The following is a 24,068-nucleotide window of genomic DNA, read 5'->3' on the forward strand; positions in this document are numbered from 1 at the left end:
CACGACGCGCCCGTGGCCACACAGCCTCCCGGGTGTGACGGCGTCCCGGGCGGCGGTTCGGCGTCGCTCACTCCCGCCGGGTCAACAGATACCCGAAGAGCGGGGCCACGAACGCGAGGACGACGACCGCGAGCGGGACCGGATAGCCGAACGTCGTCGACGTGACTGTGGGCGTCGCCGTCGGTTCGGGCGTCGTCCGTGTCGCCGTCGCGGCCGCTGTCCGTGTCGCCGTCGGCTCGGGCGTCGCTGTCGCGGCCGGCGTCCGTGTCGCCGTCGGCTGCTCGGTCGTACGAGTCACGGCGAAGAGACCGAACTCCGAGACGTTCGTCCGGAGTGTCACCGTCGTGTCCGTCGTCCGCGTCGTCCCGTCGACCGTGACCCAGTCGCCCGACTCCGGTCGATACCGCTCGACCTGCAGTCGGTCACTGTCGGCGTCCAGTCCCGACCGCGCGAGCGTGACCGTGAGCGTCCCGGGCTGGTCGGCGACGGCGTCCGGCGCATCGATGTCGAGGACGGTGACGACGGTGTCGTAGTTGCGGGGGTACTCGGTGTCGGCCGGCGGCCGGCTCAGTTCGGCGACCTCGTAGGGACCGGCCGTCTCCTCGGAGAAGCCCAGGTCGACGGTCGTGACGGTCGGACTCGCCCCGCCGAAGTCGGCACTCACCGCCGAGCCGCCGAGCATCGTGTTGGACACCGCGACGATGGTCCGCGGCCCGAGGAGACCGCCACCCCCACCACCTCCGCCACCGCCACTACTGACGACGGCGTCGTCATCGTCGTCGTCTTCCGGGGTCGCAGTCGGTGTTGCAGTCGACGTGGTTGTCGACGTTTCTGTCGATGTCGCCGTCGGCGTGGCGGTCGGTGTGGCTGTCGATGTGGCAGTCGATGTCGCCGTCAGCGTGGCTGTCGACGTTTCTGTCGGTGTTGCCGTCGGTGTGGCAGTCGGCGTCGGCGTCTCGGCCGACACCACCGAGACGGTCGTCCCGACGTACCGGTCGACACCGAGTTCGTTCGCCCCGCCGTCGGAGAGTTCGGTGTCGCCCTCCTCGAAGACGAGCGACGTCTGGCTCCCCGCCGCCCCGACGAGTTCGAGCGTGAGGCGGGCGAGGACCGGGTCGTCGGTGCCGGAGTCGCGGAGTTGGTTGAACGCGACCACTCCGGCGTCGGTGTCGACGCGAGAGACCGGTTCCGCGAAGTCGGCGGTCCCCGACACCGAGACCACCCGGACGACGTCGGGGTCGTACGAGAGGCTCGACTGGTAGCCGGCGACGTCCGAGGCGTTCGCCCAGACCGTCACGGTCACCTCGTCGCCGGGTCGTGCCGACACCGCGTCGGCAGTCGCAGACGGGGACGACCCGACGGTGATAGTTGGGGTGGCGGTCTGTGCCCCGACAGGCCCGACACCGTAAACGCCCGCCGTCACGACCACCAGACAGACCGCGAGGGCGGCACCGACCCGCAGGGCGAGGCGGGTCATCGGTCGCTCCGTCTGTCGTCGATTGCGACGGCGTCCGCGATGTCGACGTCACCGTCCCCGTCCACGTCGGCGGCCGACTCGTCGATGGCGTCGTCGTAACCGGCGAGGTGGCGCTGGACGAGTTCCACGTCGTCGGCGTCGACGTCGCCGTCCCCGTCTGCGTCGCCCGCGGTGGGTTCGTCCTCCGGGGCGGTGTACCTGACCGTGAGCGTCGGCGGGACCACCCCCTCGCTCGCCGCGAAGTCCCAGCCGTCGTCGCCGACGGGGAGGAACGCCCAGCCGTGATTCGGTGCGCCGTCGAGCCACGCGCCGACGCTCGCGGTCACGTCGAGCGCGGTCGGCCCCTCCGAGACCGACCCCGTGGTCGTCACCGGGTCGGCCGCCGCCTGCGTCCCGTCGGCCTGGACACCGTCGCCGAGGCGCTCCCAGGTGTCGTCGCCGTCCCACGGTTCGAGCATCCGGTGGACGGCCGCTCCGTCGCCGTCGTCCGTCGTCTCCAGCGTGAGCGTCGCGCTCACCACGGTCGCGCCGAGGGGTACCTGGCCGGCGTCGGCACCGACGACGTCGGCGAACCGTATCAGTGCGTGGACGGCCTGTCCGGTCCCCAGTGGCTCGTCGCCGTCGACGTTGAGTGTCGTGGCCGACGTCCCCGTCGACGTCGGCTCGGCCTCGCGGACGTCGGTGTCGGTCGTCCCGTCGTAGCCGTCCGTCCCCTGTCGGAAGGTGACGGACTCGGTCGTGTCGAACGGGCCGAACCGGGCGTCGAAATCGAGGTCGAACCCGAACTGGCTGCTCTCGTCGGTCGCGTACTCACCGCGGGTGGGCGAGTAGGTCTCGACGGCGAGGCGGTCGGCGTCGCCGCTCCCTCCGCCGGGTTCGAAACGGAGCAGTCGGAGCCAGCCGTCGCCGCCGCGGTCGTAATCCTGGTAGTTCGCGACCATCTCGTAGACGGCGAGTCCGGCGTCGTTCGTCGACGTCTGGTGGTACTCCCCCGTGGCCGTCCCCCCACGGTCGTGAAAGTGGCCGTTGAGGACGGCGAATATCTGCGGGTTCGGCGCGACGAGTTCGCGCCACACCGTCTCGCCCGCGTTGCCGTTCCCGTTCGCCTCCTGGACGACGTCGGCACGCTCGCCCGGTTCGTCTCGGAGGTACGAGTGCGTCGTGAGCATCGTCGGCCGGTCGGAGTAGCGGTCGAGGACCTCTTGTGCCCAGCCGAGCGTCGTCGAGGGGTCGTCGACCCGACCCGGAGGCTCCCACTCTAGGGCGAGGTGGAGAAAGTCGTAGCCGCCGCCCGAGAACAGCTGGTAGGTGCTGAGGCCGTCGTCGCCGGGTCCGTTCCCGCCGAACCAGCTCCGTCCCTCGAAGCGCGAGGGACCGAAGTACTGCTCGTAGAGCGCGGTCGACGAACCCCGGTCCCACAGCGTGGCGTAGTCGTGATTCCCCGTCACGACCGAGTACGGGAGTTCGCCGTCGAGCGTCGACATCGCATCGTCCATCCGCTCCCACTCCAGTTCCCGGTCGCCGTTGTCGACGATGTCTCCCTCGTGAGAGACGAACCGGATGTTCTCCGCCTCGCGGTTGTCGAGGATCCACTGCGTCTGTGCCGCCGGAATCGACGCGCGGCGCGCCCGCTCGGCGTACTTCTGGGTGTCGGGGAGCGCGACGACCGTCCACGGGTCGCCGGGGGCCGCCTCCGTCTCCCCGCTCGAAACCAGCGGTGCCGTCGACACTACACAGAGCGCCCGTAACAGCGTCCGCCTCGACAGTGTGCGCCCGCCCCCTCCCGTCCCGTCTTCGGACACGCCCCGGTCGGAGGCGTGCCCAGTCGGAGTCCCTGAAGCGAATGTCATGAGTTGAACGTCGCTCGGGGTGGTGTACCCGACGGACCAGTAAAATTATAGACCGGTTTCCCCACCGGACCCGTCCGCAGTGGCCGGCCGTCGCCGTCGTCCAGCCGCGGTGATGCGGCCGTCGTGGTCTCACGGCTGTGAGTGCCGTGTGGTCCCGTCGTGCGGAGAGGATGACCAGCGGGCGTCACCCGCGAGTGCCCCGGATAAACACGAGCTTATTCGAAGCGAGCGGTCGCGAGCGGTCAGTGCGAGGTGGGCCGCTCGCTCGACTCGACGCCACGCTCGAACCCATCGACTGCCGTCGGGTCGCTCGTGATGGGGTCGGTGCCGCGGTCGTAGTCGAGTCGCTCGTAGAGGGCCCTCGGTGGGCCGACCCACGCACCCAGTTCCAGCGCGTGTTCGACGAGACGGCGGTACAGCCGCCGATACCCCGGGAACTCCCGTTCGTTGAAGTATCGCGGGTGCCAGAGGACGGTCATCACCGCGTCGTTCCGGGCGGCCTCGACGAGCAAGTCACGACACGCCTCCCACGCGTCGACGAACCGTTCCCCGGGGTCGGGGAGGGCGACCTCCATCGCGGTCAGCGGGAAGACGACGAAGTCGTCGTCGAACGGGCGGCGCGGGCGATACCCCCATCGGAACCCGTACGAACTGCTCGATCCGAGGCTCGCGTCGTACCGGAGCCCGATGGCTCGGTGGTGGTGCCAGGAGTCCGCGCCGAGCCGGAGGTGGTGCTGTCGCCCGCCGACGACGGGTCGGTCGGTCATCGACTCGAGCACGCGTTTCTCCCGTCCGAGGCGTCCGGGGTCGCCCGGAGAGTGGTACGACCCGTGCAGTCCGACCTCCCAGCCCCCCGCCTCGAGTCTGTCGACGAGCGCGCGGATGTCGTCGGCGGTCACGTCGTACCGTCCGAGGTGTTCGAGCCAGTGAGTCGGCTCGGTCCACGCGCGCCACGGCTGGCGGAACAGGCTCGGCTCGTTGAGGAGGTAGAAGGCCGACCGGACACCGAGGTCCGATTCGAGCGCCGTGATATCGTCGAACTGCCAGAAGGGGTTGGTCCGCGGGGCGAACGCGCGAAGCGGGCGGAGCGAGCGCTCACGCAGCGCGTCGTACAGCGCCTGATACGTCTTGTACGGCCGGTCGACGTCGTGGGTCAGACAGAGCGCGAACGAGCCGTCCACGTCGGCGTGCATCGGTGGTCACCGTCCCCGAACGGGCCGCGGCGTCGGCCGGCCGGCACGGCGAGTCATCGCCCGCCGCCGTGCCGTCCGCTGGCGTCCGTCGGGCCGTGCTCGCGGCCGAGGAACGGATCGTCGTCCACGCGCTCGGTCGCGTTCTCGCGCCCACGCTCGGGTGCGCGTTCGTGCGTATCCCCGGAGGTGTGTTGGTCCTCGGAGCGGTCGTCGGACCGGACGCTCCCGTCGGTCCGTACGACTAGGTCCTCGTTTTGCTCCATATCGAACACGAGCGCCAGCACGAGGAACAGCGACCCAAGCAGGAAGACGGCGAACGAGAGGAACCGCTCGGAGTGCGCCCCCGAACGTGTGACGGACTCGCGACCCGGACGGAACGTCGCGAGCGCCCTGGCCGCGGACGACACCGTACCGACGACGCCGAGCACGTAACAGAGGACCGTCGGGTGGAAGTTCAACACGAGGTAGTTCGTCTTCAGCCGCCAGCAGAAGTCGCGGAGGAGCAACACCGACAGCTGTGGGACGAACGAGGCGTACGCGATGTCACTCTCCTCGTCACCGTAGACCGCCTCGTGCGGCACGTCGGCGATGCGGAGGTCGTTCACGTTGAGGTGGACGAGGAGGTCGTTGGCGAAGCCGTAGTCCTCGTAGAGGTCCTCGAGGGGGACCGTCTCCAGGGCGTGTTTCGAGATCGCCGTGTACCCGTTCTGCGGGTCGGACATCTCCCAGTAGCCGCTCGCGATGCGGGTCAAGAGCGTGAGGAGGCGGTTGCCGAACTGCCGCCAGCCGGACATCGACTCCCAGTGGTCGCGCCGCCACAGTCGGTTCCCTTTGGTGTAGTCGGCCCGACCGTCGATGATGGGGTCGAGGAACCGCTCGAGTTCGTCGGGGTCCATCTGGCCGTCGCCGGCCATGACCGCCGTCACGTCGACGTCGTCGTCGCGCGCCCGCTCGTAGCCGGTCTTGATCGCCCCGCCGACGCCGCGGTTCTCCTCGTGCGCGAGGGCGACGACGCGGTCGAAGCTCCCACCGGTCCGTGCGTTCAGGTCGGCGGCCGTCCGCTCGATCTCCCGCCGCGTATCGTCGGTCGAGCAGTCGTCGACGGCGTAGATGCGGTCGACGTACTCGGGGACGTCTCTGAGCACGTCCGCGATGAACGACGCCTCGTTGTACGCTGGTACCACCACCGCCACGCTACTGTTCCGGTACATGATGGGTCAGTCCGTCGGGTCCCGGCACGCGGTGTGCGTTGTGGTCTCGACCATCTGGCTGTCCGAATCATGTGTCCGCCCCATCATCGTTATGCGCCGTGTATACGGGCTCGGGCCGGGAGAACCGGAGAGGCGACCGGGAGCGATACCGACGTGACCGTCACTGGCGGCCGGGACGAAGCGTCGGGAACGGGCGTCCGTCGGCGACCCAGCGGACGACGGCCCCGCCGAGCAGCGTCGCCTCGAACAGCAGGTACGCGGTCGCCTCCGGCCGCGCGACTGCGGCCCGATACAGCGTCACGTACCCCTCGATTCGCCCGAACAGTTCGACAGACCGCGTCACGGTCTCGGGTGGGCGGACGAACGGCCAGAGCAGCGCGTCGACCGAGACGTCTCGGCCGAGCAGGAGCGGCCCGTAGAGGATGTCGCCCGGGAGGTGGAGCAGATAGCCGACGACGAACGCGGCGGCAGCGGCCGTCCACCCGTACCGGCGGGCGGCGACGAGGACGAAGACGGAGAGGGGGACGGCCACGAAAAGCGAGTGAGCCATCGACGTCCCGGAGCTCAGAACGGCGAAGACCCACGCGAGCGGCTTGTCGACCAGGTCCGGAAACTGCGTCCCGAGGGCGACGAGGAGACACTCCGCTCCCGTGGGCGGTCGGCGCAGCGTGAGGTGGACGAGCACGGAGAACGCGAGGTAGCCAATCGCGAGGTGTTCCCAGGGCCACATACTCAGACCGACGCTCCTGCGGTCACGTCGCCGAGACGTCTCGTCGTGCGGGCGAGTCGGCGGGCGCGGGCGGCGCTGAGGGGAGCCACGTGACCAACTGGTCCGTACGTCGGTGGGTGGTCCACTTCACTAATCCGCTGTTAACGCGACGGCCACGTCGGTCGTCGGGGTCGCTCGACCGCGCCGAGGAGTGGCCGAACGCACGACGAGAGTGGTCCCGCGCGTCCGTTCGCGGCCGCGAGCGGACGAGCGAACCCACGAACGGCGAAGTCGGGCGGGCCACGGACGGTGCGTCGAGCGCGCACGCACGGCGGTTCGTGCGGTCGGCGGCCACTATGTCCTCATTAACTAACCCGAACGGTTGTCAACTACGGCCACAGCAACATGAGCGGCCAGGAATCGAGCGGCGGCCGGCCGGTAACGATGGGCGAGGACCGCCGTCGGGTCGCGCTCAAACTCGTCCTCGCAGTCGGCTTCTTCGCCACGACAGTCGCGCTCGTCCTCGCGTATCTGAACCCCGCCGCTCGCTACGAGGTCGACCTCTACGCGGCGACACCGCTCGCGGTCTGGGTCGCCCTCGGCGTCGGCTTCGCCTGTGCGGTGAGCGTCTGGGTGTATCGGGACCGGACCCGCCTCGGCTCCGTCGCTGCGGTCCTCGCCATCGCCGCTGCGGCCACCGTCGCGGCGATGCCGTTGCTCCGTGGCTACTACTTCTACGGGACGGCCGACTCGCTGGTCCACCTCGCGTGGACCCGTGCGATGAACGCCGGCAGCATGCAGTTCGTCGACCTCGTCTACCCCGGCACACACACGTTCAGCATCTTCCTCTCCCACGCTGTCGGCTGGTCGCTCCGGCGGGCGATGGTCTTCGTCGTGTTCGTCTTCGCCCTCACCTTCCTCGTGTTCACGCCGATGGCGACGTACACCTACACGCAGGACCGCCGGGCGCTCGCAGTCGGCGTGCTGTCGGCGGTGCTGTTCTTCCCCATCACGAACGTCAACACGGTGCTGTTCTTTCACCCGTACTCGATGGCGATGCTGTTCTTCCCGATGGTGGCGTACGCAGTGCTTCGGCACATCACCTCTGACGGGGCGTCGTCGCTCTGGTCGGCTCACGGTGTGGTGGTGGTGCTCGCCGGCCAGGCCGTCGTGTTCTTCCACCCCCAGGTGGCGGTCAACGTCATCATCGTCCTGGCGGCCATCGCGACGGTCCAGTTCTGGCACCGACGCAGACAGGTCCGCGGCATCGACACGAGACACATCTACGTCCACGTGCTGGTCGTCGCCGCCGTCTTCTTCCTCTGGAGCACGAGCCACCAGGCGTTCTTCGACCACTTCGAACAGCTCGGCGACAACTACCAGACCCTGTTCGCCCAGGAGACACAGGCGGGCGAGATCGTCGGCGACAGACAGCAGTCGACGCAGTCGCTCGGGACGAGCCTCACCGAGCTGTTCTGGAAGATATACTCCGTCGGCGCGGCGTACGTCCTCGTGTCGGCGGGAGTGCTCCTGAGCGTCCTCTGGCGCCGCCGCTCCGACGACGTCCGGCTGTTCGTCGTCTACTTCGGCTTCAGCGGCCTCGCGCTGTCGCCGTTTTTCTTCCTGGTGTTCCTCGACGACACCTCTCACTACTTCTTCCGACACGTCGGCTTCGGGTTGACCGTCGCGGCGCTCATGGGCGCGGTGTCGCTGTATCTCCTGCTCCGTGACGTCGACGGGCCGGACCTCCCGGTCGACCTCCGACCGGCCGTCGTCGTCCTGGTGGTGGTGGTCATCGCCGTGTCGCTCGTCACCGTCTTCCCGTCGCCGTACATCTTCAAATACAACCAGCACGCGACGGAGGCCCAGTTGGACGGGTACGGGTCGGTCTTCGAACACCGCCAGGACGACCTCGTGGTCACCGGTATCCGGCGGGCACCGCTGCGGTACTGGGAGGTCGACCACAACTTCTCGCGGGTCCCGCGGGACATCATGGGCCCGGGGTACTGGGGGACCGACGTGGAAGACGAGTTACAGCCGAAACTCCAGGCGGACCACTACCTCGTCGTGACCCGGCTAGACCGCGAGCGGGAACTGGTCGCGTACCGCGGGTTCCGGTTCGACCGGGCCACCTTCGAACGGATCCAGACGACGCCCGACGTCCATCAGGTCAAATCGAACGGCGCGGTCGAACTCTACTACGTCGAGGGGGCGGAGCCGGGCGAACTCGACCCGCAGCCGAACGAACGGCTCCGTCCGCCGGCCACGGCCACAGGAGTGCGGTGATGCGCCGCCAGACACAGGTCGCGGCGGCAGCCGGCGGCAGTACCTCACCGCTCCGACTGCACGGGACGGACGGGACTCGCATCGACGCGACCCGCGGGCGAACGCTCTACCGGGCACCGCTGCGGGCAGACCACACCGTCCAGTCGGCGTTTCGCCGCGTCGGACGCCTCCCGAACCCCCGGGCGGGGGTCGACCGCCTGCGCTACGCGCTCGAGACGTCGCGGCGGTGGAAACCCGCACTCGGACGCGTCGTCGGCCGGTTCACGAAGACGAACGTCTTCCGCGTCGACGACCGGACCCTCGTCGCCACCGTCGGGACCGGCCTCTTCACGTCGCACGACGACGGCCGGACCTGGCGACACCGCACGGACCTCCCGGCTTCGGCGAGCCCGATGGGTGTCCTCCCGTCGGCGCTGTGTGTCGACGGCGACCGCATCTACCTCGGGGAGTACCCGTTCGACGACGACGTGACTCCCCGTATCCTCGTCTCCACCGACGCCGGCCGCTCGTGGTCCACCGCGGCGGCGCTCCCGTGGGCCAGACACGTCCACGCCGTCCAGCGCGACCCCTACACCGGGGACGTCTGGGTGACGACGGGCGACCGAGACGACGAGAGCCGACTCGGTCGCCTCCGCGACGGGAGGGTCGACCGGGTCGGCGGTGGCTCACAGCGATGGCGGGCCGTCGAACTCGCCTTCACCCCGACGGCGGTCCTCTGGGGGATGGACTGCGGCTACGCCACCGAGAACCACCTCTTCAGGCTAGACCGGGCGGCACTCGACGGAGACAGCGACGGTGACCCCGACCCGACGGTCGTCCACACGCTCGCAGACTCCGTGTACTACAGCGCGGCGTTCACGCACGACGACACCCGCTGGGTCCTCTTCTCGACGGCCGCGGAGTCGGGGACCGACAGCACCAACCCGGACGCGGAGACGTCGGTGACCGACCGGGCGCGGGTCGTCGTGGCGACCGCTCGGAGCGACTACACCGACTGGCACGAGGTGGCGACCTACCGGCGACGACGCGCCCCCACGGAGTCGGTCCCGCCGCTCTCGGCGCTGAGTTCGAACGCGTACGTGTTCCTCGCGGCGGCCGGCGACGCCGGCGTGCTCGTCAACCCGTTCAACACGGTCCGCGACGACGGCCACGTTCGCGCGCTCACCGTCGACCACCTCCGGACGTGCGTCTCGTGATGTCGGGGCGGACCATCGGGGGGTCACCGGTCGCGGGCCCGAGAAACGACCGATTAACCAACCCGAACGCGGGGGAACCGAGGGGTGTCACGACTATCTCATGCTGGTGAGCGTCATCATCCCGACGTACGGGCGGCCGGACCTGCTCTCGGACGCCATCGAGAGCGTCCGGGCACAGACGCACGACCCGGTCGAACTCGTCGTCGTCGACGACCACTCGCCGGTTCCCGTCGAGTCCGAACTCGACGTCGCCGCCGGCGACGACCTGCGACGGCTCCGATTCGTCCGCCACGACGAGAACCGCGGGGCGAACGCCGCGCGGAACACCGGGATTCGCGCGGCCGAGGGCGACGTGCTCGCCTTCCTCGACGACGACGACGTGTGGAAGCCGACGTTCGTCGAGCGGGTCGTCGGGGCGTTCGAGACGGTCCCGTCGGAACCGAACGTCGTGACGACGGGCGTCGAATCCGTCGACGGGAACGGCGAGCTGTTGAGCGTCATCCGCCCCTCGTTCGGTGACGACCCGCTCGACGACCTGCTCGCGGGGGAGCTGGCGGGGTCGTTCTCGCGGTTCGCCGTGCGGGCGTCGGTCGTCGAGGCGGCCGGCCTCCCCGACGAGCGATTCCCCTGCTGGCAGGACTGGGAGTGGCAGTTCCGGCTCGCCCGACACGGGGCGTTCCACGCCATCCCCGACGCGCTCGTCGTCCATCGAATCGGCGACCACGACCAGATCACCGACGACTACGAGGCGCGACGGGACGTCGCGTACCCGCTCTTCCTCGAGAAACACCGCGACCACGTCGCCGAACGGGGTCGCTGGGCCGAACGGCGGTTCCTCGCGCTGTTGTCGCGGTCGCTCGGACAGAGCGCGCTCCGCAACGGGTACCGCGGTGAGGCGGTCCGGCTCCTGGCTGCCTCGCTCCGGTGGAACCCGCTCGCGCCCCGGACGCTCCTGTTCTTCGGCTTCGCCGTGGCCGGGCGGTCGGGCCTCGAGACGGCCCGCAGCGTCAAGCAGGGCGTCGTCCGGCGACTGCACTGACGCGCCCGCGGCCTCGGTTTCTGGTCAGTCGTCGAGCACCATCCGGACGAACAGTTCGACGGTCGTGATGGCGGAGATAATCGGCGTGCGGTCGGTGCCTTCGTGGAACTGTTCGTGCCGCAGGCGATGGATGGTGCTCGCGTCGAACAGGTCGCGGTCGGCCGCGCCGAGGAGGAGGTCGTCGACGTAGCGGCGGAGCGTCTCGTCCGACTGAAGCCACCGGGTCCCGGTGGGCTGGGTCCCGACCCGGTCGATCGTCTCCTTGCAGAGGAACGCCGCCGTGTGGAGCGCGTGGGGTGCCGTCGGCGGCAACTGCGTCGCCTCGTACTTGATCTTCGAGAGGTCGGTGTCGAGTGCCCGGAGCAGTTGGAGCTTCATCGGAGCCGGCACCGACAGGACCGGGGTTCCGAGCGCGGCCGTGAACGGCACCCGTCGACGGCGACCCGACCGCGGGACCTGGTTCATCACTCGGAGCACCCGCTCGGTGGTGAGCGGCATCCGCGTGCCGACACGGGCGCGGGCGACCTTGTTGCCGAGGTAGTGGTTCTTGAAGTAGTAGTTCGTGTTGGTCGCGTGGAGGATGGTCTCCGCCCGCGTCTCGCGGCGGCACCGCACCGCCTCCTCGAAGAAGGTGTCTTTCGGCTCCACCTCGGGGGTGAGAAGCGCCTTCACCAGCCCGTCGGGGTGGCGGGCGTGCATCTCGTGGAGTGCGTCCGCCGGGTGGCTCACGCCCGAGAGTGCGTCCTGCGTGACGTGTGCGCCGATGAGCGGGTCCGAGGCCTCGAACACGGCGTCGACGGCCGACGGGTCGAGTTCGAAGACGGCCGAGACGTTCGCGAGGGGCCGCCAGGCGACCATCCCGTCGGTGAGTCGGACCAGCTCGTCCAGCCGCTCATGGAGCGACTCGGGGGTGATCTCGAGCGGTTCGTTCGGGACGGACAACGCGGTGGCGACCCGTTCGGCGAGGGTCCGGTCCGTCGCGAAGTGAGCCGAGTCGTACCCCATCGGGCGGCGGTACGTGTAGGTGACGAGGTCGTCTCGTGCCTTGCACATCCCGGCGGCCATGGTTCTGCTGTCCAACCCGCCGGACAGCCAGAGCCCGGGCGCACCCTCGACGGTGTCGAGCGTCGCCTCGATGGCCTCGGTGTAGGTGTCGACGAGGTCGGGAACGTAGCCGTCGTCCGTGCGCTCACCGAACGTCGGTGTCCAGTACGACTCGACGGAGACCTCGCTCCCGTCGTACCACAGGTAGCTCGCCGGGCGGAGCGCTCGGACCGTCTCGAGGAGTGTCCGTTCGCCCCACACGCACAGCATCGAGAGCATGTCGGCGACGGCCCGGACGTCGAGCGAGGGATCGTCGAGAAACGGGACGAGCGCGGTCAGTTCGGAGCCGAAGACCAGCCCGGACGCGTCCGGTTCGGCGTAGTAACACGCCCGCGTGCCGCGCTTGTCCGTCGCGACGAGGAGGCGGTCCGACGTCCTGTCTGCGACGACCAGCAAGAACGGGCCGTCGATGCGAGGCAGGACCTCCTGTGGCGACTCGAGGACGCCGCGGACGAGGTCGGGGAGGTCGTCCGTCGGGACCCGCGTGAGTGCCCCGTACACGAGGCCGAGCACGTCGGCCTCGTCGACGACCGTGTGTCCGCCGGGGTCGACGTCGCCGTGGTGGGTGAGGCCGAGCGCGCGCCCATCGAGGGCGAACCGCGCCGTCTCGTGGACGTCGCCCGCGTAGGTCTCGTCGGCCATCGTGCGTAGTTCATCGGGACCGACGGTCCCGCCGAACAGCCCTGGCATACTATCTGCCGGTACTCGTCCATCGGTGTTCGTTATCACCTACATAATACGGACGCGCGAACGAGGGCCGTCGTCGTGACGGGGCGGACAGCCCGAAAGCGAGCCGGCGTGGAGGAGTCGAGTCACGGGGCGCGGTCAGTGTCGGCAGGCGAACCATCCCACACGCCCGTCGCCGGGAGTCGTGACCGAAACCGGGTGGGACGCGAACGCGTCACCCGGACCCGGTCGCTCAGTTGTTGAACTCGACGCTCGCACCGCCGTCGACGTCGAGGCGAAGCAGGTCGCCCGAGAACCGGTAGGCGTCGACGTCGCTCCCGACGACGCCCTCGATGTCGCCGTCGCCGACGGCGTCTGCGGCCTCCGCCGAGGCGACGTCCGGACTCTTCTGGGCGTAGCCGGAGACCTCGAACAGGTACTCCGTCGACCCGTCCACGGACGAACCGTCGATGAGGAGGAGGTTGTCCAGCACCGTCGGCTCGTCGCTCGTGAGGCTCTCGGGGGCCACCTGCTTGCCGTTGTAGTAGACCGCGGCCGACCCCTCGAGAGTGAACGCCGAGACGTCGCCCGAGAACCGGTAGGTGACGCCGCTGTCGGCGACCGTCCCCTGGACGCTGTCCCCGACGACCGGGGCCTCGTCGACGGAGGGAGGCGACGCAATCCGGTCCGTGACCGTGACCTCGTACCGGGCGGTCTCACCGGTCGGCACGATGGAGAGGCTGTTCGGCAGGCCGAGGCTCGCGAGGTCGACCGTGCTGTCGTCGACCGAGGCCACGCCCTCGCCGCTGAAGCTCGCCGCGAGGACGTCGCCGGTGACGGTCCACGTGTCACCGGTGTTGTTCGTGACGCCGTCGACGACGGTCCCGGTCTCAAACGAGAGGACGTCGTCGAAGTCGCCGCCAGCGGCGGTCCCCTCCGTCACCGGTTCGACCGTCCCGTCGACGAGAAGCTGGTAGCGGAAGATGCTGGAGCCTTTCGCCGCGAACTTCAGCGTGAACGATTCCTCGGGAACCGGCGTCGGTTCGGGTGTGGGCTCCGGCGTGGGTTCCGGCGTCGGTTCGGGGGTCGCCGTCGGTTCTGGCGTCGGCTCCGGGGTCGGCTCGGGCGTCGCCGTCGGTTCGGGTGTGGGCTCCGGCGTCGGTTCGGGGGTGGGCTCCGGGGTGGGTTCCGGCGTCGGTTCGCTCACGGCGTACTCCTCGCCGTTCAACAGCACCGTCGCGTCGGCGTCGAGGGTGAGGTCCGCGAGCGTCCCCTGGACGTACCAGCCGTCGCCGTTGCCGTTGCTAGTCACGCCGTCGACGACGGTCTGGCCGTCGGCCTCGGTGACGTCGTCGTAGTCCCCACCCACGTACTCGCCCTCCGTCTTGGGCGTCACCGTCCCGTCGACGGTCATCGTGTACCGGACGACGGTGTCCGCCGGCGCGATGACCTCGAAGAGGTCGGTGACGACGGCGTCGGGGGCGACGGGGTCGCCGTTCAGGACGACGTCGGCGGCACCGTCGAGTTCGAACGCCACGGGGCGTCCCGAGAAGCTGAACTCGACGGGGTCGGCGTCGGTCAGCGTCCCCTGGACGAGTTCCGACGCCGCGGTGCTCGAGAAGCTGAAGTCGCCGTCGGTCACGGCCGCGAGGTCGCCGTCGACGCCGAAGGTGAAGTCCACGGCGTCGGTGCCGCCGCGGACGAGTTCGAGCGAGCCGTCGTACGGTGCGGTGGGAACCGGTTCGGGGATGTCGCTGTCGGGGAGCGGGCAGACCTCGCTGTTCGTGACCTGTCGGGTCTCGACCGTCGCGTTGTCGAAGACGGTCGCCTCACCGGGCACGTTGATGCTGGTGTTCTCGATGGTACAGCCGCCGGAATCAGCGATGCGCACGCCGTCCTGTCCGTTCTCGGACAGCTGGATGCAGCAGTTCCGGAGCACCGAGTCGGACCGCTTCTCGATTTCGACGGCCGAGTCGACGTTCGCGGTCCCGGTGATGCTGACGTTGTCGAGGACGACGCGGTACGGCGGCTCGTTGACCTTGTTCCCGCCGCTGAGGTCGACCGGCTCGGCGCGGAACGGCGGCACGTCGTCCTGTTCGGTGTAGATGCGGACGTCGCGGTAGGTCGCGCCCCCGTGGTTGTGTCGGACGCCGGTCACGAGCTGCGTCGGTGGTGCCGACTTGTAGACGATGTCGACGTTCTCGACGAGGACGTCGCTGTTCCCCCCGTTGAGACGCCTGCTCCCGCCGGACTCGTGGAGGATGGCGCGGGCGTTCTCGTAGCCGTTGTACTCCCCGCCGTAGGCGTCACCACCGGGGACTTGCTTGCCCGTCGCGTTCATCACGTCGACGACGACGGTGCAGTTTTTGACCCAGCTGTCCTTCTCGGGGTGGTCGCCGCCGTCGATGCGAATGTTGACGTTGTCGTTGTTCTCGAAGTAGCAGTTCTCGATGCGCGTACACCCGTCGTGCTGGGTGAAGTACATCGCCGACGAGCCCAGGTTCCGGATGTCGGAGTTGACGAGACGGAGTTCGCCCTCGTGGTCCGCTCCGAGGAAGACGCCGCCGCGGCGGTCCGGGTACGACCCGATGACGCCCCCGTCCTTCGTGACGAAGCCGTCGATGAGTCCGTAGCCGTCCGTGGTCTCGATCCGCGCGGCGAGACACCGCCCGTCGGCGTGGGCGAGCGGTGGGTGGAACCCCGCCCACTCGACGTCCTTGATGTACAGGCCGTCGTCCATCGGCAGGATCATGGTGGCCCCCGTCACCTCGTCCATCGTCTGCTGGACGGTGACGTTCTGCAGCACGAAGCCCTCTCCACCCCGTTTGATGAGCATGAAGAACCGGTCGGGGTCGCTCGCGCCGGCGTTGCCCTTCGGGAAGACGAACTCGACGTCGTTCTTGTCGTCTCCGAGCCCGACGATGCCGATCCGGTCCTCGCCGTTCTTGACCTGCGTCTGGGTCCAGAGGTACTGCCCCGGTGGGAACTCTAGTTTCGTCCCCGTGACGAGGTGGTCGTCGAGGATCGAGTCGATCGGCGTCGACCCCGTCGGGTCCGCGCCGAGGTCGTCGACGACGTTGAGCGTCCTGTCGAACTGCACGTCGGGGACGGGATGGGTCGACGAGGCCGCCGCCGCGGTCGAGACGGCGTCCGTGGTCCACGACAGCGTCGAGACGCCGGCGAGGGCCGTGACTCCCTGGAGGAACCGCCGCCGACCGACTGCCGCCCGCTCTCGGTTCGGTTCGCTGTCCGCACCGCTCTCGCTCCGCAGATTTGCTGGTTCGCGTGCCATTGCACTCGTTAAGTTCTAATTAACGTATATAACGATGTCGTCTTTGGTCTCCGTGAAGATAATTAGAATCAGTAAATAATCAACTAAAATAACGCTTGGTCGCGGACTATCCTATTCCTCATAGAATATATACTCTGAAAATAAGTTGATTGTCCAATTCTTATTCGTAGCAATCAGCAGTCATGTCTGATAATATGTCATCCAGTCGGTGACGGGTCCGCCGTCGCCGATGGCCGGACGAACACGTCACCCGACCGGATAATCGGCTCCTAGCTAAGGGACGCGGATTGGAAGGGCGTGTATGGGAACGAAACCGGACGTCCTGTTCGTCGTCCTCGACTCCATGCGGCGCGACCGGGTCTCCGCGTACGACCACCACCGACGGACGACACCCGAACTCGAGTCGCTCGCGACGGAGGCGACGCGGTTCGAGAACGCGTACACTCCCGCGCCGTGGACGCTCCCCTCTCACTGCTCGATGTTCACCGGCCTCACCCCGTCCGAACACGGGGTCACGAACGGGTTCACCGACCGGTCGATCGGACTGCCGGGGTCGCTGCAGACCACCGCGGAGACGCTGCGAGAGCGTGGCTACCGGACTGCCGGGTTCTCGAACAACCCCTGGGTCGGCCAGCTCTCGGGGCTGTCGCGCGGCTTCAACTCGTTCGTCGAGTGGGACCTCGAGGTGAGTCGCGACGACGAGACGACGTCCAACAGGCTTCGTGACGCGCTGTACTCGCGGGGGCACACACTCCTCGGTTACGCCTCGCGCCAGCCGCTCGCCCTGCTCAAACGCCCGTTCTTCACCAGCACCCTCGTCGACCGAGCGTCGCGCTGGCTGACCCAGCAGGCGGCCCGGCCGGAGCCGAGCTTCGCCTTTCTGAACCTGATGGAGGCACACAGCCCGTACTATCCGCCGAGTTCGGCCTTCCGTCGGCTCGACCTCGACCCGCCCAACTTCCTCGAATCACGGCTGCTCAACACGAACCTGCTGGCGTACACGATGCGGCGGACCGACCTGAGCGAGGCCCAGCGGGCCCGCACGCTCGAGTTCTACGACGCCTGCCTCCGGTATCAGGACCGACAGCTCGGCGTGCTCTTCGACGCGCTCCGGGAGGCGGGGACCTACGACGACACGCTGATCGTCGTCTGTTCGGACCACGGCAAGACCCTCGGCGACTTCGACCGCGACGCGGGTCTCACCCACTACATGCGAAGCATCAACACCAACGTCCCGCTGTTCGTGAAGTGGCCGGGGCAGGAGGAGGCCGGCCGCGTGACGGCGCCCACCGAACTCACCGCGATTCACGACGTCATCTCGCACCCCGACGTCGACGAGACGGCGGCGCTGACGGACGACGAGCCGGCGCTCACAGAGGACTTCATCCCCCACACGGGTAAGACGAGCGCGGAGACGACTCGCTGGCGGGCCGTGAGCGGTGAGTCACACCGATACCTCCGGAACACCGCCGGCGAGGAGTACGTCCTCGGGGGCCGCGGCCCCGACGAACACGTCGTCTCGCCGGAGGAGGAGGTGACGCGGACCCTCCGGGAACAGTTCGAAGCGCGGGTGTCGACGCTCGCCCCCCCGCCGACGGACGAGGCCGAGACGCCGTCCTCGCTCGGCCGAAGTGTCGAGGGCCAACTCGAAGACCTCGGATACCTCTAGGCCAGCGCGCGCGGTCACTCGCCACCCGTCTGCACGTCGACCGACGTCGGGTTCGACCGGGTCAACACGACGGGCTCGCCGGGGACGTTCACCAGGGTGTCCGAAATCTCACAGCCGTTACACTCCTGCAGGTGGATGCCGTTCTGGTCGTGGTCGTACAGGTGGAGGTAGCTGTCCCGTACCACGGACTCGTCCCGGCCGGTGACCGTGATGGCGTGCTCGACGTCGGCCGGTCCCACGACGTTGACGTCCTCGAGCGTGAGGTCGTACGGCTCCTTCGCCAGCCGTTCGTCGGCCTGTTCGGCCACGAACGGGGCGACGCCGTCGGCCCTGGTGAACACCTGGAGGTGTCTGAACGTCGCAGAGCCGTGGTTGTCGCGGACGGCCACGATGGCCGCGGCGGTGGAGTTGACCGGCATCGACTGGACGTGAACGTCGACGTCGTCGAACAGGACGCCGTTGTTGCCCCCGAACGAGCGATTCTCGCCCCCGGACTCACACAGGATGGCCCGCGTCTTCAGATACTGTTCGCCCTCCGGCACCCGTGCCGCGTTCTCCGTGTCGAGGAAGACCTGGCAGTTCTTGACCCAACTCTGCTTCTCGGGGTGGCTGCCGCCGTCGATGCGGATGTTCGTGTTGTCGTTGTTCTCGAAGTAGCAGTTCTCGATGCGCGCACAGCCACGGTGCTGGGTGAAGTACATCGCCGACGAGCCCATGTTCCGGATGTCGGAGTTGAGGAGGCGAATCTCGCCGCGGTGGGCGCTCCCGAGGTAGATCCCCCCTTTCCGCGCGGGGTACTTCTTTACGATGCCGCCCCCGCGGCAGTGGAAGCCGTCGATGACGCCGAGGCCGTCGGTCTCGGTGATTCGAACCCGGAGACAGCTCCCGGGGTCGTGTTCCTCGGCCGGGTTGAAGCCGGCCCACTCGACGTTGGTGATCGAGAGGCCGTCCCGGAGGGCGACGACCATCCCGACACCGGTGACCATGTCCTGTGTCTGCTGGACGGTGAAGTTGTCCAGCAAGACGTTCTCGCCGTCCCGGATGTTGAACATCAGGTAGTCGCCGGGGTCCTCCGACCCCTCGTTGCCCTCGGGGAAGACGAACTCGACGTCGCGTCGGCTCTCGCCCAGCCCGCGCATCCCGAACGTGTCGACCTCGAACAGGACGTGCGACTTCGTCGCCAGATACTGCCCCGGGGGGAACTCGATAAGCGTCTTCGGCTCGAGCGCGGCCTCGAGCGCGCCGTCGATGGGTTCCTCGCCGTCCGGGTCCATCCCGAGGTCCGCCACCGCATCGAGCGTCCGCTCGAACGCCTCCTCCGGGACGACCGGCTCGTCGACAGCCGTCGGCGACGGTGTCTCGGTCGACTGGCTCGCCGGCGTCTCGGTGCCCGTCGCGGCCGACACGTCCCCCGCCTTTCGGCCGCCGCACCCGGCGAACAGGCCGGCAGCGGTGGTACCCGCCGCCGCGCGCAGGAACGTCCGTCGCTTCATGCCTGGCCTCCGTCGGCGGTCCGGACGACGGTCTGCCAGTCCCGGCGCGCGCCGTCGTACGAGTACCGCTCTCTGATCGACGTCGCGTTCGCGGCCAGGCGGGCGTGTCCGTCCGCGTCGGCCGACAGCGCCGCGAGCGCCGCGGCGAGCGCCTCGCCGTCCGCGTCGGCGAGGACGCGTCCGGCGCGGGTCTGGTCGACCACCTCGGGAATCGCACCGACGCGTGGTGCGACACAGGGCAGGCCACAGGCCATCGCTTCGACCAGCGTGAGCGGGAGCGCGTCGCGACTGGACGTCAGGACGAACGTCGACGACGACTGGTAGTACTCGACGGGGTCGTCGACCCAGCCCGGGCGGTCGACCCGGTCGGCGATCCCGGCCGCCTCGAGGGCAGCGTCGACCTCCGCTTCGAGCGGGCCGTCACCGAGCATCACCGCCTCGAACGACCGCTCCTCGTCGAGTGCGGCGAGCGCCCTGACGAACGCGAGCGGCTGTTTCTCCGCACTGAACCGGCCGACCCAGATGTAGTCGTACTCGGTTGGGGTCTCGGTCGGTGCGGGCTCGTACTCGTCGACGTCGACCGGGTTCACGAGAACGACCGCGCGACCCTCGTCGACGCCCATCTGGATCAGTCGGCCGCGATACACCTCACCGGGCACCGAGACGACGTCGAACGCTCGGAACAGCCGAATCGTGAGCGGGCCGTACCATCGCTCGGCGTGGACGTCGATGTCCGAGCCCATCACGCCGAGATGGACCGGCGTCCCCGAGAGGCGACCGACCGCGAGGGCGAACAGGCCGTAGGGCACCATCGAGAAGGAGACGACGAGGTCGTACTCGTCGCGTCGCGCGAGCCAGGCGGCATACACGAACTGGACGAGGAGTTCGACCAGTTTGTGACCGACCCGCGGCACGTACCGGTAGGTGACGCCCGGGAGCCGCTCGTACCGCATCCGCGAGACGACCGAGAGGTGCGAGACGAGGTCGACGAGCGGGCCGACGTGCCGTGTGAACTTGTCGGGGTTGCGGGTGAAGCCCGTCACTGCCAGGACGGCCGTCTCGTCGGCCTCGTCGGCCTCGTCGGCCTCGCCGGTCGGTGTCGGGTTGGTGCTCATCGCGGCCGACACCGCCCGTGGGCGTCGCCGGAGCGGTCGGTCGGCACAGGGTGTGGAGGGACTGCTACGGTCATCGGAGTTGTGCGTGCTGTCGCGGTCGGAAGGGTATTGTTATACACGGGTTGACCTCCGTCGTCGCTCAGATGTACCCCAGGTCGGACAGTTGCTCGCGCATCTCGGGGGTGAAGTTGGTCTCGTCGGCGCTCGGTCCGGCCGTCGGGTGGGGGTTGTCGATCCGGCGCCCGAGTTCGGCCCGGAGGCGAGCGGCGGTGTGTGGGTAGTGCGCTTCGACGTCCTCGGTCTCGTCGGGGAGTCGGAACAGTTCGGTCCGGGCCTCGCTCTCGAGGTATTTGAACTCGCCCGTCCGGACTGCCGAGACGGGGTCGGCGTGGAACCGGTCGGTGTCGAACCCGGGGTCGACGTCGAGGTACGACTCGAACTGCGCGACCCCGCGCTGGGAGATGACGGTGTCGTACGGCGTCTCGGAGAGGGGCCGTCCCTGGAACTGTTCGTGGTCGCAGCCGAGGCGAGCGGCGACCGTCCGGGTGACGTCGATGTGCTGGACGAGACTCTCCGTGTCCACCTCGTCGGTGTCGAGGTTGTGGGTCACCAGCGGGACGTTCGTCAGGCCGTCGTCGAGGACGAGGTTGTGTCCGACGAGACCCTGTTCGCCGAAGAGGTCGCCGTGGTCGCCGGTGACGACGAAGACCGTCTCGCGTCCGTCCAGCGCCTCGACGGTGTCGAACAGTCGGCCGACGAGTTCGTCCGCGTAGGCGATTTCGGCGTCGTACAGCGCCTCGATGGTCCGCCACTCGCGGTCGGTGAAGTCCGCACCGTCGGCGATATTCTCGATGACTCGCTCCTGTGAGCCGTAGCGTTCGAACGAGAGGTCGAGGGCCGCCTCGGGCGCGAACTCGTCGTCGGTGAGATACCGGTCGATGTACTTCTCGGGGGGCGTGTAGGGGAGGTGGGGGTTCGGGCAGTGGACGTAGAGGAAGAACGGGTCGTCCCCGCGACCGAACGACTGCACCCACCGCTGGAGCACCCGCTGCATCACGTAGGTGAGGTTGTGTTCGTGGCCCTCCAGCGAGAAGCCGTGGGCGTAGGTTCGCAGTCGCGCGATGTACGCCAGCATCGGTAGGACCGTCTCACGGTGTTTGTACAGGTGTTTCAGGCTCAGCCAACTGAACTTCTCGAACCCTCTGTCGAGCCCGGTCGCGGCGCTGAGATACGGGTTCGAGGACAGACAGGCGGTGAAGTACCCGTTCTCCCCGAGGAGTTCGGGGACCGTGCGGAGGTCCGAACGCAACGGCTCCTCGGCGTTGCCGTCGAGGCCGACCCCGTGGCGGAACAGGTGCGTCCCGGTCAGCATCGAGGCGCTCGACGCCGGCGTCCAGATGGACTGCGAGAAACAGTTGCCGAAGCGCGCGCCGTCCGCCCTGGCCGCGATGCGCTCGAGGTTCGGTGTCGTGTCCCGCCCGTAGCCGTGTACGGACGTGTGGTCCGCCCGCACGCTCTCGAGCGTGACCCAGACGACGTTCGGTCGTGACTCCGTCATTCAGGGCGACCAACCACGTCCACGGGTAAAGATAATTCATCGATAAAACACGACGCAGCGACACGTCCTCGGTTAAGCGGGTGTTTACCCGGTCGGGACCGACGCGAGGACCCCCGGACGGGGACGGCTGCGGCAGTAGTCACGACGGTGTCACTCCGGCGGCGTGACCTCGACCCAGAGCGTGAGGGTCCGGTACGCCGAGTCCGTCCCTGGGTCCTCTGGAGGGGTGCCACGATAGACGAGGTAGGTGAGTCGGAGTCGGTCGCCGTACCGGTCGGGTCGGAGCGTGTGGCGGACGGTCCGGGTCTCACCGTCCGCGACGGCGACGTCCAGTCGCCTGAGCGTGCTGGTCTCGACGGGGTCGCCGGCTTCGGAGAGTCGCTGGAGTTCGACGACGACCGAGTACTCGACACGCGCGCCCTCGTGGTTCTCGAGCGAGAGCACGTACTCACCCGAGTCGCCGCCGGAGAACGTCGACTGGTACCCGCCGGCGACGAGTTCGCCCGCCTCGTTCTCCGTGAGGAGCGACGCCTGCGTGTACGTCGACCCGACCTCCGGCTCGACCACGGCGAAGGTGAAGGCGAACAGCGTCGAGACGGCGGCGACGACGAGGAGGAGGTTCACTGCCACCTCGACACGGTCGCCCGCGAACGCCGACTGGGCGCGCCGGGCGAGTCGGTCGGACGGGAGCGTGTACCGCTCGTCCGTCGCGAGTCGCGCCCGGCGGACGACGCCGAACAACAGCCCCACGACGATGACGCCGCCGACCACGAACACGACCGTGAGCGTCGTGAACGGCACTCCCGCGGCGGCCATCAACAGCCCCATCGGCGGGACGAGCGCGACGCTCAGCCCGAACGAGAGGACGAACCGCTCCCAGTCGGTTATCGCCGGACTGGTCAGTCGGTGGACCGGGGGCCCGCGACGACGAGCATCGCCGTCCGGGTCCCCGTCGTCGTCGGCTCCGTCCGAGGGGGTCCGCTCGGGAAACAGCGCCGTCGTGAGCGTGTACCCCGGGAGGAACAACAGCGCGACCACGGCGACGACGCCGCGCGGCAGTCCCGGCTCGAAGAGCGAGACGCTCACGACGAACAGGGCGACGAGCGAGAGAACGACGGCCGCTTCGACGACCATCGGTGCTCGGGGCGACGGCACGGGACCGGTGGCGTTCGTCGACGACATCTATCGGCCCACGCGACGGCGCTCGGCCGCGGGGACACTCGTGTGACACGACGGGGCAGGTGGGGTCATCCGGTTACCCGACGTACGGGGAGCGAACCCGTTTGTTATGGACGCTGTAACGAGCGCTCACGGGACGTGGCTGGTCGCGCAGCCTTCGTGAGCGTCGCCGACCGACGACGGTATAAGCGGTCCATAGTTAACCCGCCGTCTCGCGTCGTGGCGCGCACGGCCCCACAATGACGGAGTTAAGTGTAATAATACCGACACTGAAGCCCGAGGACGAGATCGAGAGCCTCAGGCGACTCGAACGGCTGGCGTTCGACGACTACGAGGTCATCGTCCGCGACGACGACCGCGCCACCACCGCGCGGAACGAGGGCATCGAGCGCGCCGAGAGCGACAAGCTGGTGTTTCTCGACGACGACTCGCTCCCCGCGGAGGGGTATCTCGAACGGGCCGCTGAACTGCTCGACCGCGAGGCCGCGGTCGCCGGGCGAGTGGTCCACCCGCGCGACGACGTGGTGAAGCGGTTCACCGGCCACTACGCGCTGGCGGACTCGGCGAAGTACGTGTCGCGGTTCTGGGGCTGTAACATGCTGGTGCGACGGGAGGTGTTCGAGGACGTCGGGATGTGGGACGAGGAGATCACGTGGGGCCACGAGGAGAAGGAACTCGCCGAGCGCGTCCTACACGAGTACCCCATCTACTACGACCCCGACCTGTTGGTGTATCACGCCTACGCGGACTCGATTGTGGACCTCTGGCGCAAGGCCTACCGGATGGAACGCCAGACGCCACACTACTGGGACCGGGTGGGCCGGCCGCGCTCGCAACAGTGGGTCGACACGGTGCGGTTGCTCCTCGACCCGTTCAAGTACGTGGGCTACTCCGCCCCGCACACGGTCGCCCGTGCCGGTCGCACCGTCGCTCGCGTCGCCGGTCGGACCAGTGGCCTGCTCGACTCGGCGTCGACGGGCGGTGGGCGACGGCGCGACCTCCCGTTCTTCTGAGTCGCCGTGGGGTCGATA

At 68.6% G+C, this 24,068-nt stretch carries 16 protein-coding genes; 5 read left to right on the forward strand and 11 right to left on the reverse strand.

What is annotated here, in order from left to right; translation table 11 throughout:
- Positions 1–67: 67 nt before the first annotated feature.
- The 5 genes from E6N53_RS11210 to E6N53_RS11230 form a co-directional block, all read right to left on the reverse strand.
- Positions 68–1,477 (reverse strand): cohesin domain-containing protein, encoded by a 1,410-nt coding sequence (locus tag E6N53_RS11210; protein ID WP_142859312.1) that lies wholly within the window; start codon positions 1,475–1,477, stop codon positions 68–70.
- Positions 1,474–3,327, reverse strand: coding sequence for a DNRLRE domain-containing protein (locus E6N53_RS11215; RefSeq protein WP_142859314.1), 1,854 nt, complete (start codon positions 3,325–3,327; stop codon positions 1,474–1,476). The genes E6N53_RS11210 and E6N53_RS11215 overlap by 4 nt, the downstream gene beginning before the upstream one ends.
- Before the next feature lie 242 nt (positions 3,328–3,569).
- Entirely contained in the window at positions 3,570–4,520 is a 951-nt protein-coding gene (locus E6N53_RS11220) for a polysaccharide deacetylase family protein (RefSeq protein ID WP_201741123.1), read from the reverse strand.
- A 53-nt stretch (positions 4,521–4,573) separates the two neighbouring features.
- Positions 4,574–5,731, reverse strand: a complete 1,158-nt coding sequence (locus E6N53_RS11225) for a glycosyltransferase family 2 protein (RefSeq protein ID WP_142859316.1) — start codon at positions 5,729–5,731, stop codon at positions 4,574–4,576.
- Between the two features lie 160 nt (positions 5,732–5,891).
- Positions 5,892–6,461, reverse strand: a complete 570-nt coding sequence (locus tag E6N53_RS11230) for a metal-dependent hydrolase (RefSeq protein WP_142859318.1) — start codon at positions 6,459–6,461, stop codon at positions 5,892–5,894.
- A gap of 384 nt (positions 6,462–6,845) precedes the next feature.
- Here E6N53_RS11230 and E6N53_RS11235 point away from each other — a divergent pair, with 384 nt between their 5' ends.
- The 3 genes from E6N53_RS11235 to E6N53_RS11245 all read left to right on the forward strand — a co-directional run bounded on the left by E6N53_RS11235 (position 6,846) and on the right by E6N53_RS11245 (position 10,961).
- On the forward strand, positions 6,846–8,726 hold the full coding sequence (locus E6N53_RS11235; protein ID WP_142859320.1) for a hypothetical protein: 1,881 nt from the start codon (positions 6,846–6,848) through the stop codon (positions 8,724–8,726).
- A complete protein-coding gene (locus tag E6N53_RS11240; RefSeq protein WP_142859323.1) occupies positions 8,726–9,922 on the forward strand; it encodes a WD40/YVTN/BNR-like repeat-containing protein in 1,197 nt (398 codons plus the stop codon). Before E6N53_RS11235 ends, E6N53_RS11240 begins: the two co-directional genes overlap by 1 nt.
- 100 nt (positions 9,923–10,022) lie before the next feature.
- Complete coding sequence (locus tag E6N53_RS11245; RefSeq protein ID WP_142859325.1) at positions 10,023–10,961, forward strand: glycosyltransferase family 2 protein; 939 nt, start codon at positions 10,023–10,025, stop codon at positions 10,959–10,961.
- A gap of 24 nt (positions 10,962–10,985) precedes the next feature.
- Here E6N53_RS11245 and E6N53_RS11250 read toward each other — a convergent pair whose 3' ends face one another.
- Together E6N53_RS11250 and E6N53_RS20730 are read right to left on the reverse strand one after the other, a co-directional pair.
- On the reverse strand, positions 10,986–12,755 hold the full coding sequence (locus tag E6N53_RS11250; protein ID WP_142859328.1) for an asparagine synthase-related protein: 1,770 nt from the start codon (positions 12,753–12,755) through the stop codon (positions 10,986–10,988).
- Positions 12,756–12,984: 229 nt separating this feature from the next.
- Complete coding sequence (locus E6N53_RS20730) at positions 12,985–16,023, reverse strand: hypothetical protein (RefSeq protein WP_161596545.1); 3,039 nt, start codon at positions 16,021–16,023, stop codon at positions 12,985–12,987.
- Positions 16,024–16,324: 301 nt separating this feature from the next.
- Between E6N53_RS20730 and E6N53_RS11260 the strand changes: the two genes are divergently transcribed.
- The gene (locus E6N53_RS11260) at positions 16,325–17,692 is read left to right on the forward strand and encodes a sulfatase (protein ID WP_142859330.1); all 1,368 of its coding nucleotides are present in this window, start codon (positions 16,325–16,327) and stop codon (positions 17,690–17,692) included.
- A gap of 14 nt (positions 17,693–17,706) precedes the next feature.
- Here E6N53_RS11260 and E6N53_RS11265 read toward each other — a convergent pair whose 3' ends face one another.
- The 4 genes from E6N53_RS11265 to E6N53_RS11280 form a co-directional block, all read right to left on the reverse strand.
- Positions 17,707–19,185, reverse strand: a complete 1,479-nt coding sequence (locus E6N53_RS11265) for a right-handed parallel beta-helix repeat-containing protein (protein ID WP_142859333.1) — start codon at positions 19,183–19,185, stop codon at positions 17,707–17,709.
- Positions 19,182–20,300 (reverse strand): glycosyltransferase, encoded by a 1,119-nt coding sequence (locus E6N53_RS11270; RefSeq protein ID WP_142859335.1) that lies wholly within the window; start codon positions 20,298–20,300, stop codon positions 19,182–19,184. Before E6N53_RS11270 ends, E6N53_RS11265 begins: the two co-directional genes overlap by 4 nt.
- A 139-nt stretch (positions 20,301–20,439) precedes the next feature.
- A complete protein-coding gene (locus E6N53_RS11275; protein WP_142859338.1) occupies positions 20,440–21,858 on the reverse strand; it encodes a sulfatase in 1,419 nt (472 codons plus the stop codon).
- Between the two features lie 150 nt (positions 21,859–22,008).
- Positions 22,009–23,040, reverse strand: a complete 1,032-nt coding sequence (locus E6N53_RS11280; RefSeq protein ID WP_142859340.1) for a DUF1616 domain-containing protein — start codon at positions 23,038–23,040, stop codon at positions 22,009–22,011.
- A gap of 236 nt (positions 23,041–23,276) precedes the next feature.
- Between E6N53_RS11280 and E6N53_RS11285 the strand changes: the two genes are divergently transcribed.
- Complete coding sequence (locus tag E6N53_RS11285) at positions 23,277–24,050, forward strand: glycosyltransferase family 2 protein (RefSeq protein ID WP_142859342.1); 774 nt, start codon at positions 23,277–23,279, stop codon at positions 24,048–24,050.
- The last annotated feature ends 18 nt before the right edge of the window (positions 24,051–24,068 follow it).

It is taken from the genome of Salinigranum halophilum, assembly GCF_007004735.1.
Classification (GTDB): Archaea; Halobacteriota; Halobacteria; order Halobacteriales; family Haloferacaceae; genus Salinigranum; species Salinigranum halophilum.

What these genes read in the sequence shown, in the direction of transcription:
- E6N53_RS11210 (WP_142859312.1), bottom strand. Translation starts at nt 1,477, where the DNA reads ATGACCCGCCTCGCCCTGCGGGTCGGTGCCGCCCTCGCGGTCTGTCTG.
- E6N53_RS11215 (WP_142859314.1), bottom strand. Translation starts at nt 3,327, where the DNA reads ATGACATTCGCTTCAGGGACTCCGACTGGGCACGCCTCCGACCGGGGC.
- E6N53_RS11220 (WP_201741123.1), bottom strand. Translation starts at nt 4,520, where the DNA reads ATGCACGCCGACGTGGACGGCTCGTTCGCGCTCTGTCTGACCCACGAC.
- E6N53_RS11225 (WP_142859316.1), bottom strand. Translation starts at nt 5,731, where the DNA reads ATGTACCGGAACAGTAGCGTGGCGGTGGTGGTACCAGCGTACAACGAG.
- E6N53_RS11230 (WP_142859318.1), bottom strand. Translation starts at nt 6,461, where the DNA reads ATGTGGCCCTGGGAACACCTCGCGATTGGCTACCTCGCGTTCTCCGTG.
- E6N53_RS11235 (WP_142859320.1), top strand. Translation starts at nt 6,846, where the DNA reads ATGAGCGGCCAGGAATCGAGCGGCGGCCGGCCGGTAACGATGGGCGAG.
- E6N53_RS11240 (WP_142859323.1), top strand. Translation starts at nt 8,726, where the DNA reads ATGCGCCGCCAGACACAGGTCGCGGCGGCAGCCGGCGGCAGTACCTCA.
- E6N53_RS11245 (WP_142859325.1), top strand. Translation starts at nt 10,023, where the DNA reads ATGCTGGTGAGCGTCATCATCCCGACGTACGGGCGGCCGGACCTGCTC.
- E6N53_RS11250 (WP_142859328.1), bottom strand. Translation starts at nt 12,755, where the DNA reads ATGCCAGGGCTGTTCGGCGGGACCGTCGGTCCCGATGAACTACGCACG.
- E6N53_RS20730 (WP_161596545.1), bottom strand. Translation starts at nt 16,023, where the DNA reads ATGGCACGCGAACCAGCAAATCTGCGGAGCGAGAGCGGTGCGGACAGC.
- E6N53_RS11260 (WP_142859330.1), top strand. Translation starts at nt 16,325, where the DNA reads ATGGGAACGAAACCGGACGTCCTGTTCGTCGTCCTCGACTCCATGCGG.
- E6N53_RS11265 (WP_142859333.1), bottom strand. Translation starts at nt 19,185, where the DNA reads ATGAAGCGACGGACGTTCCTGCGCGCGGCGGCGGGTACCACCGCTGCC.
- E6N53_RS11270 (WP_142859335.1), bottom strand. Translation starts at nt 20,300, where the DNA reads ATGAGCACCAACCCGACACCGACCGGCGAGGCCGACGAGGCCGACGAG.
- E6N53_RS11275 (WP_142859338.1), bottom strand. Translation starts at nt 21,858, where the DNA reads ATGACGGAGTCACGACCGAACGTCGTCTGGGTCACGCTCGAGAGCGTG.
- E6N53_RS11280 (WP_142859340.1), bottom strand. Translation starts at nt 23,040, where the DNA reads ATGTCGTCGACGAACGCCACCGGTCCCGTGCCGTCGCCCCGAGCACCG.
- E6N53_RS11285 (WP_142859342.1), top strand. Translation starts at nt 23,277, where the DNA reads ATGACGGAGTTAAGTGTAATAATACCGACACTGAAGCCCGAGGACGAG.